General features: G+C 47.1%; 10 protein-coding genes. 2 read left to right on the top strand and 8 right to left on the bottom strand.

Annotated elements, in window-relative coordinates:
* Window positions 1–58: 58 nt before the first annotated feature.
* The 8 genes from MESINF_RS03905 to MESINF_RS03870 form a co-directional block, all read right to left on the bottom strand.
* A complete protein-coding gene (locus MESINF_RS03905; RefSeq protein ID WP_169698629.1) occupies window positions 59–1,429 on the bottom strand; it encodes a glycoside hydrolase family 13 protein in 1,371 nt (456 codons plus the stop codon).
* Window positions 1,430–1,444: 15 nt separating this feature from the next.
* Window positions 1,445–2,308 carry a sugar ABC transporter permease gene (locus tag MESINF_RS03900; RefSeq protein WP_169698628.1) on the bottom strand — a complete coding sequence of 288 codons (864 nt, stop codon included), beginning with the start codon at window positions 2,306–2,308 and terminating at the stop codon, window positions 1,445–1,447.
* The gene (locus MESINF_RS03895) at window positions 2,298–3,851 is read right to left on the bottom strand and encodes an ABC transporter permease subunit (protein WP_169698627.1); all 1,554 of its coding nucleotides are present in this window, start codon (window positions 3,849–3,851) and stop codon (window positions 2,298–2,300) included. Before MESINF_RS03895 ends, MESINF_RS03900 begins: the two co-directional genes overlap by 11 nt.
* Window positions 3,852–3,946: 95 nt before the next feature.
* Window positions 3,947–5,143, bottom strand: a complete 1,197-nt coding sequence (locus MESINF_RS03890; protein ID WP_169698626.1) for a sugar ABC transporter substrate-binding protein — start codon at window positions 5,141–5,143, stop codon at window positions 3,947–3,949.
* A gap of 37 nt (window positions 5,144–5,180) precedes the next feature.
* A complete protein-coding gene (locus tag MESINF_RS03885; RefSeq protein ID WP_169698625.1) occupies window positions 5,181–6,176 on the bottom strand; it encodes a LacI family DNA-binding transcriptional regulator in 996 nt (331 codons plus the stop codon).
* A gap of 645 nt (window positions 6,177–6,821) precedes the next feature.
* Complete coding sequence (locus MESINF_RS03880) at window positions 6,822–8,279, bottom strand: sensor histidine kinase (protein WP_169698624.1); 1,458 nt, start codon at window positions 8,277–8,279, stop codon at window positions 6,822–6,824.
* A complete protein-coding gene (locus tag MESINF_RS03875) occupies window positions 8,276–8,950 on the bottom strand; it encodes a response regulator transcription factor (RefSeq protein WP_169698623.1) in 675 nt (224 codons plus the stop codon). The genes MESINF_RS03880 and MESINF_RS03875 overlap by 4 nt, the downstream gene beginning before the upstream one ends.
* Window positions 8,951–9,870: 920 nt before the next feature.
* On the bottom strand, window positions 9,871–10,974 hold the full coding sequence (locus tag MESINF_RS03870; RefSeq protein ID WP_169698622.1) for an AAA family ATPase: 1,104 nt from the start codon (window positions 10,972–10,974) through the stop codon (window positions 9,871–9,873).
* Window positions 10,975–11,406: 432 nt separating this feature from the next.
* Between MESINF_RS03870 and MESINF_RS03865 the strand changes: the two genes are divergently transcribed.
* Together MESINF_RS03865 and MESINF_RS03860 are read left to right on the top strand one after the other, a co-directional pair.
* Window positions 11,407–12,285: a carbohydrate ABC transporter permease gene (locus MESINF_RS03865; protein WP_169698621.1), complete on the top strand. Its 879-nt coding sequence runs from the start codon at window positions 11,407–11,409 to the stop codon at window positions 12,283–12,285.
* Window positions 12,275–13,102 carry a carbohydrate ABC transporter permease gene (locus MESINF_RS03860; RefSeq protein WP_169698620.1) on the top strand — a complete coding sequence of 276 codons (828 nt, stop codon included), beginning with the start codon at window positions 12,275–12,277 and terminating at the stop codon, window positions 13,100–13,102. Before MESINF_RS03865 ends, MESINF_RS03860 begins: the two co-directional genes overlap by 11 nt.
* Window positions 13,103–13,117: the final 15 nt, after the last annotated feature.

Below are 13,117 nucleotides of genomic sequence, written 5' to 3'. Positions count from 1 at the left end.
GTTCAGTAACTAGAACCGGCAGCCATCCTTGACTGCCGGTTTTTTTGTGCGATTTCGATCAGACGTTTTCCGTGGTCTTTCTCAATACGGCAAAAGCGTATGGATCTAGCAGAAGAGTACATGTATCGATCCTGGCAGATCGTGAAAGCAGGATATCGTAGGGTTTCCCGATTTCGTATTCTACGGCGACAGGTGAGTTATTCAAACACACCACAACCCGTTCATTCCCGTACCCTCTCTCGAAGGTGAAAAGTCCATTGTCGGCTGTACCGGGTATGAAAACTCCCTTTCTCAGAGCCTGACTGGTTTTTCGAAGCTCTATGAGCTTTTTGTAGAACTCAAGAAGTTCCCGGTCCCAGAGTTTCTCGTCCCATATCATCGATCTTCGGCAGTCCGGATCACTGCCGCCTTCGATGCCTATCTCGTCACCGTAATAGATCGCAGGAACGCCCGGGTAGGCGAACAAGAATAACAGAATGAGTCTGACTATCTCCTTCTTACCGTTGCAGAGTGTGGTGATTCTGGGGCGATCGTGGCTGTCAATCATGTTGTACATAGCATAATTGGCCCAGTCGGGGTAGCTACGTCGCAAGACATAGAGCTTTTCTCCAAAGGTCTTCGCATCTATGTTGTTGAAGACGAAAAAAGAGAGAAGATACTTTCTCAATCTGTAGTTCATCGCTCCATCCAGATAACCTCCCTTGAACCAGGAAGTTCCAAGATGGAGAAGCTCGCCTAGAACGTAAGCCTCCGGCTTCATCTCTTTGGATGTCTCTCGGACAGCACGAACAAAATCGGGATGCAGGTATTCCACAGTGTCGAGCCGCCAGCCATCGATATCGGCCTTCTCGAACCAGTATCGGACCACTCCAAGCAAATACTCTCTTACTTGAGGGTTGGAAAGATCGAACTCGGGCATCTTTCCGTAGCCGGCAAAACAACGATAATTCGGTTCGGGGCTTTCGGTAACCGGTATAGAATCGATGTGAAACCAGTTCCAGTAGCGGGACTCTTTGCCCCTGCTCGTTGCATCGATAAAGAACGGGTGTTCAACACCGCAATGGTTGAAAACACCATCAAGCAAGATCCTCATCCCTCTCGCATGAACCTGTTCTACCAGTTCCATGAGTGCCTCATCCCCGCCCAGAGCGTCGTCTACTTTGAAGTAATTGCGAGTATCGTACTTGTGGTTCGAAGGCGCATCGAAGATGGGAGTCAGGTATATGCAATTGACTCCAAGTTTCCGCAAATAATCAAGCTTATGGATGATTCCTTGCAAGTCTCCTCCATAGAAACGATTTCTCTCGGGCGAGGCACCCCAGTTAAGGGTTTCCGGAGGATCGTTGTACGGTTCACCGTTGAAGAAAGAGTCGGGAAATATCTGATAAATAATGGCGTCGCTTGTCCATTCCGGTGGTTTGAGCTGCATTCATATCCTCCTTTTTTATTCTTTGACCGCTCCGCCCGTCAAACCGGAGACGATTTGACCCTGCAACGAATAGAAGATTGCCACTATAACCAGAGAACCAAGGACACCGGCCGCGGCGAAGGGTCCCCATCTGTCGTCGTAATGTTGACCGACAAACAGACGCAATCCTACGGCCAATGTGTACATATTGTCACCCTTGAGCAGGGTGCTCGCGATCATGTATTCGGAATAAGTGGCGATGAATTGAATGATAAAGACTACAACAAGAATGGGTTTGGCCAGTGGCAGCACAATGCTCAAAAAAGTTTTGAAGGGGGTGGCTCCGTCGACGAAGGCCGCCTCCTCAAGCGAACGGGGAATACTGTCGAAATATCCTTTCATGAGCCATGTGTTGAAGCCTATGGCGCCTCCCAGATAGACGAAGATCAGCCCTGCGTGAGTGTTGAGACCGAGCAGGGGAAGGTTCTTATTGAACCACGCCATAATCAGGAAGATCGCCGTCATTCCCAGTGTCTGTGGAAACATTTGAACCAGGAGAATCATCAACAATCCCGCTCTCCTTCCACGAAAGCTGAACCGGGAAAAGGCGTACGCACCCAGTGCGCACAGAAATACGCTTATAGACGAGGTCACGAAACAGATTTTCAGGGTGTTCCACATCCACATCGTAAACACTCTGTTGGCTCCAAAGAGAAGGCTTGTGTAATTATCGAGCGTCGGTTTGGCCGGGAATATTCCCGTCGAGTTGATCGAATTGGCCGGATTGAAAGAGGTTCCTATTATGAAAAGCGCCGGTAAGACTGCAAACACGATCGCAACCCAGATTACCCCGTGTCGAATTATCCTACCAACATATCTGGCGGTCATTTTATATCTCATTGGAAACATCCTCAAGCACTCTGGTTCTTCTAAAACTGATAATCGATATAGTAACCACGATCGCGAAGATCACCACAGATACCGCGGCCGAGAGGGCCATTTCGCTTCCCTCTCTTCCCGAGAAGGCCAGTTTATAGGCGTAAGAGATAAGGATATCCGTTGCGCCGGCTACATCTCCGATTCCCGTAACCGGACGGCCCTCGGTTAGTAACCAGATCACGGTGAAATTGTTGAAAGTCGTCGCAAATGAACCTATTAGAAGCGGAGCCAGCGTCACGATCACCAGCGGAAAGGTCACCTTCCTGAACTTTTGCCAGCTTCCGGCGCCGTCGATCTTCGCGGCTTCAAGAAGATGGGGCGGAATTGCCTGTAAAGCCCCTAATGAAACCAGCATCATGTAGGGAAATGTAAGCCAGATATTGGTGAGCAGCACCGAGAACCTCGCCCAGAAGACCGTGTCCAGCCAGGGTATGGATATACCGGCAAGGTTTTTGAGCATCCTGTTGAAAAAGCCGAACTCGCCGCTGTAAAAGCCGTACCGCCAGACCAACAGAGAGATGAATGACGGCATCGCGTACGGAACGATCAGAAGAGATCTGTAGAGTTTTCTAAACCTGAGTTTACTGTCATTCAGCATAATGGCCAGAAACAGACCGATGGCAAAGCTGATAAGAACCGTAAAAAGCGACCATTCGATGGTCCAAATGAAAACCCCGAAGAAAGGCTTCCTGTATTTTTCGGTGTTTATTATTCTTAGATAGTTTTGAAGACCGACATATTCCGTCCAGCCAGGATCCAGGACCTCACCGTCGCTAGAGATGAATCGGGCCTTTTCGGGTCTGTAAGTCTTCCCGGTTTTGAGATCGGTCAGCGTGTCAGTCGCTTCGTCGTATACGTATTGATGCTCGTACTGTCTGAACTCGCGCAGGGTACTTAGCCTCAGCCACCCATTGCCATAGGGTATTCTTAATTTCTGCAATAGAGAGATCTTTGAAACGATTTTTGACGCCTCCATAGCTTTCCATTGACCAATCTTATCGGGCGTTCCGTCAAGATCGCAGTCAACGATATCAAATTCAACGGGATCGTGAATCTCCCCATTCATATCCACAAGAAGCTCTTCATCGGATTTCAGCAGGAGAAGCACGATATCCGAATCGTTTCCGTACGCCTTGAAACTGTATTTTTTGGAGTCGGGCCTCAGATATTCGCGGTTGAGAAAGAGATTTATCGCGTCATTCTTCCCTATGACGTGACCTGTAGAGTAGTTAGTTAGTGAGAGATACACGTTGTAAAAGATTGGAATAACGACCATGGCCGTCAAGAAGAAGAGTCCGGGTAGTAAGTATTTTAAAGGGTAACTCTTCTTTTTGAAGGCAATTGAATTTACCGCTACCAGCATCACGACTCCGGCTGTCGAAAGGTACAGATCGCCTGAGATCGCAAAAAACACGCACGCAAAAATGGCGAGCGCATTGAACAGAGATATTAAGGTTATTTTCACAAGAAATCGCAGCAAACGTCTCTCCATTACTTTCTCCATAAACTGTATCCCCCGGAATACTCAGCTCAGATCTCTTTTCCATTGAGTACGCTTTCTGTATCCAGTGCCGGGGGATACAGGTCTACTTGCATTCGTCAGTTGGAAAAGGTATCTTCGAGCACTTTTGCAGCCTGCCTTAGAGCTTCATGAGGAGAAAGCGTCTGGTTGCATATCAAAGTCATCGCGTCCGTCCAGACAGACCAGACCGTGTTCATTTCCGGAACATTTGGAAGTGGCATACCGAAAGAGATCGATTCTGCGAAGGCATTCATGACGGGATCGTCCCTGGTCTCTTCAAAGGCCGGTATGAACGCCGACGGTCTCGGGTCCATTTCGAAGATCTTCAACATCGACTCTTTGGTTGCATATTGGTTCTCGATGAAGTCCTGTATAATTGCTTTGTTGGGGGAGTACGCGTTGACCATGATGCCCGACACTCCTACGAAAGGCCGTGGCCGTTGCCCGCATATTGTCGGTATGGGTGCAACTCCAACGTTTACTCCTCCGCTTTCTGCGATGGGGATACTCCAGGGTCCGGTAATTACCATTCCTGCCTTTCCTTCGGAGAGAAGTCCCGTCATAGTTTCCCAGGGTATCTCTCCCGGCATGAGACCTTCCTCGATAAGCCAGTCTATAAGAGTAGCTCCTAGAATCATGCCTACGGAGTCAAGACCGATATCGTCCATCAAAAGCGTTCCGTCCGAACGCTGCCCGAATATATATCCTCCAAGGGCCGAAAGCACAGGGAAGCTGTTGTAAGGGAAGGGGAGTTCGACGATGAATCCGTACTGTCCGATAGCGGGGTTGGTAATCTCTCTTGTGATATCGATCAACTCATCCCAGGTCTGAGGAGGTTCAGGAACGAGATCTTTGTTGTACAGCAGTGCGACTCCCTCCCTGCTGTAAGGGACACCGTAAAGCTTTCCTTCGAAGGACATGGCAGCAATAGTCACGGGATCGAACTGCAAGAGTAGATCTTCGGGAAGATCGATAGAGGCGATGGTACCGTTGCGGACCAGTCTTCCTATCCAATCGTGAGCTCCGACGATTAGATCGGGGCCCTCGCCTGCCGGAGAGGCCGTAACAACCTGCTCGGCAATCGCATCCATGGTCATTTCGTAGACCGTCACGATTATACCGGTCATTTCGGTGTACTCTCTGGCCAGTTCCTTGAAGATCGGAGTTCTCGTGTCATCTGCCCAGATTATTAGCTTTCCATCGACCGTGGCAGTTATCACCGAACTCAGAAATAACATCGAAACCGCAAGAACGATCAGAACCTTTCTTCTCATATTCTCCTCCTTTCTGTATCCTGGAATTATTCCAGGCTTAAGCGGATTCACGTTCCACAATTTCAGGTTTCAAACACAGACTTTCGACTTCCTTTCCCGGTCTCTCGAGGCGCTTGAACATCAAATCTACGGCTTTCTCTCCCATCTCCTCTATAGGCTGCCTTACCGTGGTAATCCCCCAGTCTCTGGCGACCGATTGATCGTCGTAACCGACCAGCTTCACATCCCGACCGATGCGAAGGCCTCTGAGCTGTGCCTCGCGCATAACTCCAAATGCGTAAAGATCACTCATAGCAAAGATGTTGAAGGGAGGCCGGTCGTTGTCGAAGATATCGCGGGCTGCGAGGGCTCCAGCGCTCCAGCTGAAGTCGTAGGAGTGAACGTTTCTATGCGGAAGGCTTTTCCCGTTTTCGAGGAGCGCTTTCTGAAAACCTTTGAATCTTGAATTAAAGACGGGCCAGAAGCCCGAATCTATGTATTCTTGCATCATTATGACATGCGTGCTCCCTTCTAGATGCGAGAACTTTCTTCCTACGAGGTATCCTCCGAGCTCGTTGTCTATATAGATCGAGTCGTACAGGGGTGAGTAGCTGTCAACCAGGACCGTTGGCCCTTCGAAGGGTTTACGGAAAGATGAAAAGAGACGCTCGATATCGAACGAACAAAGAAACATTCCAGCCGCGTCTGAATTGGGGATGTCGTGCATCATGACTTTCGAGAGCCAGTCCCTTTTGAGAACGGGGAAGAGCATCATGGTGTACCACTGCGCTCTGAGCTTCTCTTCCATGCTCTTGATGAGTCTTTCATAGAATTCCGTACCGATCATAGGAATCACTATGCCGATTGTGGAGGATCTTCCACCGGCCGTTCTCCGGGCGCTCTGGTTTGGGCGGTAACCGAGTTTTTCTATTACTTCGAGCACTTTCTTTCTAGTTTCGCTGTTAACATTCTGACTTCCGTTGATTACCCTCGATACCGTTCCTCGCGATACGCCGCTGAGTCTGGCGACATCTTCTATCGTTATCGGTTTCATAATCTCACTCCTTGCTGAGAAACATAATTTGAATATTGTGAGGGCTCACAATACTATAACATAACCGATCAGTAAAAGTCAATTCTTAGACTCGAGTGAACTATTTTCTGTTTGCTACTATTAAAGACAATTATAGAAATATATATCTTCATTTGTTATGAACTAGCATTGTCAGTAGTCTCGCTATTATCTAAGTATTGTGAGCGATCACAATAAAAAGATATCTGTAGAGAGTATTTCCAAGTTGAAGTATCGAGTCGTTCCTGGAAGATCTGAGGTCAGAAGCTTAATTAATGAAGTCAGAAGAGCAAAAAGAGCATTAGAAACTCCCCTTCGTCTGCTTAGAGGAGCTGGAAGAGTCGTGTTTTCCCCGAATTAGTGCCGGCTTTCAGTACAATAGCAGTTTATGGAAGAGTGCTTTATTAGAATCCGTGGTTTCCTATTTAATTCCGCATGCACGCAGTAAGTGATCGAATATTTCCCATGCTCTTTATTTATCCATCCGGATCTCTCCAGCATTCGCAGAGTATCTGCAACTCTAGATTTAGAAGCGGAATCGCCTCTGGGTTGAAAAGACCGGAGCATCGCCACGAAGTTCGCGACGTCAAATGCAATAAGCTCCAGTACCTTTAGGCTGCCAGGTCTTCAAACGGGCAGTTCTATATGTGTCGAGACTCCGTCATCTTCATTTTCGATCCATACCCTGCCGTTGTGGAGTTCGACTATTCTCTTCACTATGTTCAGCCCAAGCCCGTGTTCGCCTCCAGCGCCTTTGTTGAAGGGTTTGAAGAGTTGCTGTAATCTTTTTTCTTCTATGGCCTCTCCGTCGTTCTTGAAAGTGATGAGTATTTTTGAGTCCTTCTGGATAGTCTTGAGTTCGATCTCGATTTTCTGCCTGGCATAACGCAGCTGGTTGGTGAGGATGTTCTCGATAACTATCGAGAACTGTTCTTCGTTGACCGACGCCTGAATTTTCTCCAGCCTCAGATCCCATTCTATATCGCCTCTCTGGTAGTAGAACCTTCCGGCGACACTCTCTATGAGCTCGGAAAGTTCTATCTTCTCGAGTTGCAGGTTGTGTCTGGATAGGTATTCGAGACGCGTGATGAAAAGCAGATCCTTCACTCTCATATCCATTCTTTGTATTTCTTTGTCTATAACATCTATGGCGCTATCGAGGTCTCCACCGGGATAGATGCCATCCTTTATGGCCTGGGCATAGCTTCTGATAACCATAACCGGTGTTTTTAGCTCATGAGAAATGAACTGAAGCATCGCCTGCTGCTCTCTGTCCTGTTCGCTCAGGCTGGCTCTCATCATCTCCATCGAATCGGCCAGTTCGCCTATCTCGTCTTTGCGGTTTATAGAGATGGGTTTGTCCCAGTTCCTCGCGGCTATGGCTTTGACATCTTCGGAGAGTCTTTTCAGCGGTCGCGTTAGATATCTCGAAAAGAGTATGGCGATTATCAGACTAAGAATCACAACGATTGCAATAACGAAAAACAGACGCGAGAAAAGCGTGCTGGAGAGCGTATTCTTGTATGTGTCCCACATATATGAGATGAAAGTGATGTTTCTGTCGAGAAGCTCTTCCGATCTTATGACATAGAAGAGTTTCCTGTTCCCAATTTCAGTTTCATAACGGCCGGATTTTGACTTTTGTAGCTCGGCGTTTTCTCTTATCTTACCAAGAAGGGGAAGTATATCCGGGGAGATGGTCCCCCAAATCATTATGCTAGAGATCTCGAGATTTAAGGACTGGCCGGAACCCGTTTTTAAGTCGTCCTTTACGTCGGGGCCGATTTTCAACCTCCAGCCTTCGAGATACTCCTCAAGAAGACCGTATTCTTTATTTAAGACGATTATGTGGCCCACGTCTCTTATATTTTTAAGATCGCCCATATAAATATTGCTACCCGGAACCAGCCCACCCTGTAATTCGAGCAACTTCATTTCCTGGGCCGATTCTATCGTCATGTAAGCCTCTGTCGTGAAGAAATCCCTTATGGACCACCTGAAGACCACAGCCAGTATCACACATAAGAAGAGCATGACCAGACCGAAGAGAAGCCATATCTGGCTGGAAAGGCCGAACTTTTTCATATATCTACGCCTTTGTAACCGAAGCCGTAGATGGTCTCGATCTTGAAGTCTGGCATTTTTCGTCTCAATCTCCTGACCAGATCATCCACTGCCCTGTCGCTTCCGTAATGATCGTAACCCCAGATCTTGTCAAGTATCTGATCACGTGAAAAGGGCTTCCCCCTTCCTTTGACGAATAGCATGAGAAGATCGAACTCCATCGACGTCAGCTCGATCTCGACCCGAGTTCCCGATGCAGCATCTACAGTGACCTTTCGCTTGCTCTCATCTATCGTGTAGGGAGGTATCGATACCGGCTCTCCTGCGGTCTGTACACGTTCGAGTATCTTTTTAACCCTTATGACCAGCTCGCGCGGTAGAAAGGGCTTGGGCATATAGTCGTCGCTTCCCATTTCAAGGCCTATAACCCTGTCTATATCTTTATCTCTGGCCGAGATGAAGATCACCGGCATAGTCGGATTTCTGCTACGGATCTCTCTCAACAACTCGAATCCGTCAACGCCCGGAAGCATGATGTCCAGTATCCACAGATCCGGTCTGTCGTCTATCTCCTTAAACGCGTCGCTCCCGTTGTAAAAGGATTTGACTTCCCACCCCTCCCTCTGAAGGTAGGAAGTCAACACGTTGTTCAAACTCTTTTCGTCTTCCACAAGGTTTATCCTTATGGACATGGTTACCACCTCTGTATCGACAGAAAATCTCACTTAAAGTATATTCTATCTTTTCGAATCTAAAAAACCGGACCGCCTAACTTATTGTTTGCTGCCTATACGGTCCGGTGTTACCGCTCTCTCGATCGGCCTCTTTCAGGGTTAGGTAAAATTCTGGGTGATGACTTCTAGATTCGTGTTCGCTCTCATCTATGTCAGACAATATTCTCATCGTCTTCTTCAACGTAATTTTAAGATCTCTTCTTGGGAGAAATTTGGCAGGAATATGGGATTTTGTGGGAATAAAAAAGTTTAAGGAAAACCGATAAAAAGTTCTTTCCGTTCCTTTGAAGAACCGAGATGCAATAGCAGAAGCTGTGGCGGGAGCTTGGTACTGCGGAGCGCTTATCTAGCCGGTCATCTGAAATCGAACAAAGAAAGGGATATTCTGGAATTCCATAACGACGGGGGCTAATCCCTCTTCAGCCTAGGCTCTCCCGAACTAAGAACAAAGCTCCTGGCGAAAACAGGGACCGACGGGTTTCCGGCAAGACCGTCATCCTATAATGCTTCTATATCGCCATCCCGGACCCCGATCCGGGATCCACTCCTTAGAAAACCGTGATTCTGAGTCAAGCTCAGAATGACATAAAATGGGTCCGGCATGACGGGAAGGGAGGAAAGGGCGAGATCCTGACTGGGAGCACGTCAGGATGACCTGAAGGGAGAGCCTGACCTGAAATGCTCTTATTCAGGGTCATCCCGTTAACGCCACACTCGTGTCATCCCGTAATAGCCTGTCCTGAAGAGCCTGCCCTGAAATGATCTTATTCAGGGATCAAATTCAGGACTCCTATACGGGATCTCGCTCTTCTCGTTCGTTTCTAAACAGAGGTAAGAGGTAAGAAGATCAAAATCCCGCTCTTCCCGCTTTTCCCCTCTTAGCCAAACTTTCTGACTACGCTTGCAATGACCGGATCCACGAGCTTATATGTTTTCCCTTCTATGCCAATCTCGATATCGACATAACTGAGCTCGATCAACCTATTCAAAATTCTATTGAAGGCCGTATCCGTGAGGTTATTATTTTCTATGATTTCTGTCGCCGTCTTGATCTCTTTCCAGCCTTTTGATCCAAAGGCTATAGCCTTCAAAATGGAGATATACCTGGTACTGTTACGCTTCAGATTCGATAGTTCGTCGTTCAATATGATCTCGGCCTTTTCCAGCGTCAGTTCAATCGATTTTCTGTCGACTCCTTTGGCATCGATACATACCCTCCCGAAAAAAACCAGCCATCCGACTATTCCGTCCAGTGTATCAACGGCTTCCCTGATCGCCTCTGCTGGAGCCTCCATTCTAACCTCATCAAAACCCTTCTCAAGAAACTCTTCGCTCTCTTTTCTCGTGAACCTGGAAAGGTATAGTTTCTTTGCGTATCTTCCATACAGAGGCGAGGAAGAATCATCGAGCCCTATGAAATCCTCGAGAACACCCACTTCAGAACCCGTCAGTATAATTCGCAAGCCGGTGAGATTGTCATAGATGTACGAAAACAATTCGTTGAAATCCAGACCGCCATTTCTTTTGAAGTGCCTGAGAAGCTGGGCTTCATCGAATACAAGATACAGGATCCTGTTTTCCTTCAAAGCCCATCTGTCTAACGCGTTGAATGACTCAACCAGAAACGAGTCGCTTCTTTTGTTATCGAGCTCCAGTTCGACTCCAAACAAATTTAGCCCTTTAATCCGTTTCACAGCTTCCAGAACGCTGCTCTTGCTCTTTGCAAGATCGTTGAGCTGTTCCATTAACAATCGATGATAGTTGCTCACAGATGTTCCGCTTGCCACAAGAGACCTGCAGTCTGTGAATATGAAAGGCATTTCGCTCTCATCCATGAAAACTCTTAGGAGCGAAGTCTTTCCAAGACGCCTTGGCCCCAGCACAAGAGTGAGAGGCACATCGAGATTACTTAGCTCTTCTAGCTCTCTGTCTCTCAAAAACAGATCTTTTCTTGAAGTCTTTGGTCTGGGATCGAAATACATACTATCACCCCTGATAGTTACTATCACTGGTGATAGTATAACCCTACAAAGTACATCCCTGCAATACTTACAGATAAGTCTCTCAAAAATCGCCCTTGAATACTTAGCGACGCCAGTAGCTCAAATTGGACTGTCATCCCGTAATGCTCTCATAGGCTATTTCGTTCTCGTTCTTTCCGAGGAAAGACCTGGATGACGGATCGGATTTCAACATCACGGAAAGGAGTATCCACATAGCGTACTTTTTTAATCGTGGCTTTTACAATGAGGGTCGATTCCCGTAGGAATTAGAAGATTACGAACAGTAAACGCCAATCACCGGGCAGGAATGTTCTTGATTGCCCCTCTTTGGAGTTTGTAAAGGTGTGAGTAAGAAGTATAATCAACTTAGTTTATTCAGTGAAGGAAGTATCTTTCAGGGAGGACCGGTTAATGAAGAAGAAGGCAAGAAAGAGGCTAGTTATTTTAATGTTCCTTTTGCCCAGCATCTGCGGGTTCATCTTCTTTCAGGTCTTTCCAATAGTGTATTCCTTTGTTCTGAGCCTTACGGACTGGGATGTTTTGCGCAAGGCCAATTTCATAGGTTTCGAGAACTACAAAACGATATTCGCGAGCGAAGAGTTCTGGAGGGTACTGAGAAACACTCTCTATTATATAGTACTTTACATACCACTCATGATAATCTCTTCGCTGTCCCTTGCTATGCTTCTAAACATAAAAACGAGATTTACAGGTGTATTTAGAACAATATTCTATATTCCCGTTTTGAGTTCCTGGGTTGCCGCGGCGATGCTTTGGCGTTGGCTGTTGAGCCCCTACTACGGTCCGATAAACTCGATTCTTGGTGTCTTCGGTTTGCAGGGGCCTTCCTGGCTTTACGATAAAGTCTGGGCGATGCCCGGTATAGTTCTGGCGAGTGTCTGGAAGGATATGGGCTTCTTCGGGCTGATTTTTCTGGCCGGCCTGCAGGCCATTGATCCTTCATATTACGAAGTGGCGTCGATAGACGGCGCAAAAAGATGGCAGAAGTTCAGATTTATAACTCTGCCTCTTATTTCACCGACGATGTTTTTTGTACTCATCATGTCCATAATAAATTCTTTCCAACTTTTCCCTCAGGTAATGGTTATGACCAGAGGGGGACCGCATGGATCTACTCAGGCGATGATGGAAAGGATATACAACTACGCTTTCACTTATTACAAGATGGGCTACGCAACCGCCCTTTCCTGGATACTTTTCTGCTTCATCCTCACCGTAACTCTTATCCAGTGGAAGATGCAAAGGAAGTGGGTACATTATGAATCTTAAGAAAATTTCAAGGCGAACCGCTTATTATCTGGTGATGCTGATATTCTCCTTTTTCACACTGCTACCGTTTTTCTGGATGGTATCCACATCGCTCAAGAAGACCAAGGCCCTTACTGTGTTACCCATCCAGTGGTTTCCCGATGAGATAAGCTTCGATGGATTCGTTAAGATCTTCGATATATTCCCGTTTGACAAGGCCATATTCAACAGCATATTCATATCCGTACTGATCACGTTTGTTACGGTCATGTCAGCAAGCATGGCCGCCTATGTCTTCTCGAAGATTAACTTCAAAGGCAGAGAAGTCTTGTTCGGTATATATATCGCCACGATGATGATCCCTGCGAACATCACGATGATACCCAACTACCTCACCCTCAAGCATCTTTCGTTACTCAACAGTTATGTGGGTATAATGCTACCCTCGCTTTTCAACGCTTTCGGAACCTTCATGATAAGGCAGTACATGAGAACGATTCCCGATGATTTCGTTGAAGCGGCAGTTTTGGACGGGGCCTCTCAACTGAGAATATTCTTCAAAATGATACTTCCCCTCTCCAAACCGGCCATAGCAACATTGACGGTCATCACGTTCATGGGGGCGTGGAACGATTACCTGTGGCCACTGATAGTTCTCACCGACAAGAACAAGATGACTCTCCCTGTCGGTCTAAGCCTGCTCAACGGTCAGCACCAGAGCGATTACAACATGCTTATGGCCGGCGCATTGATATCCATGATTCCAATACTGCTGATCTACACGTTCGCTCAGAGGTACTTCGAACAGGGGCTCAGTGTAGGTGGTATAAAAGGCTAAAAGGAGTGTGATCGA

This window comes from Mesotoga infera (assembly GCF_900157305.1).
GTDB lineage: Bacteria > Thermotogota > Thermotogae > Petrotogales > Kosmotogaceae > Mesotoga > Mesotoga infera.
This window is presented reverse-complemented; position numbering and strand designations above follow the sequence as displayed.

Coding starts and splice junctions, on each gene's coding strand:
- MESINF_RS03880 (WP_169698624.1), bottom strand. CDS start 8,279: ATGAAAAAGTTCGGCCTTTCCAGCCAGATATGGCTTCTCTTCGGTCTG.
- MESINF_RS03890 (WP_169698626.1), bottom strand. CDS start 5,143: ATGAGAAGAAAGGTTCTGATCGTTCTTGCGGTTTCGATGTTATTTCTG.
- MESINF_RS03895 (WP_169698627.1), bottom strand. CDS start 3,851: ATGGAGAAAGTAATGGAGAGACGTTTGCTGCGATTTCTTGTGAAAATA.
- MESINF_RS03875 (WP_169698623.1), bottom strand. CDS start 8,950: ATGTCCATAAGGATAAACCTTGTGGAAGACGAAAAGAGTTTGAACAAC.
- MESINF_RS03860 (WP_169698620.1), top strand. CDS start 12,275: ATGAATCTTAAGAAAATTTCAAGGCGAACCGCTTATTATCTGGTGATG.
- MESINF_RS03885 (WP_169698625.1), bottom strand. CDS start 6,176: ATGAAACCGATAACGATAGAAGATGTCGCCAGACTCAGCGGCGTATCG.
- MESINF_RS03870 (WP_169698622.1), bottom strand. CDS start 10,974: ATGTATTTCGATCCCAGACCAAAGACTTCAAGAAAAGATCTGTTTTTG.
- MESINF_RS03905 (WP_169698629.1), bottom strand. CDS start 1,429: ATGCAGCTCAAACCACCGGAATGGACAAGCGACGCCATTATTTATCAG.
- MESINF_RS03865 (WP_169698621.1), top strand. CDS start 11,407: ATGAAGAAGAAGGCAAGAAAGAGGCTAGTTATTTTAATGTTCCTTTTG.
- MESINF_RS03900 (WP_169698628.1), bottom strand. CDS start 2,308: ATGAGATATAAAATGACCGCCAGATATGTTGGTAGGATAATTCGACAC.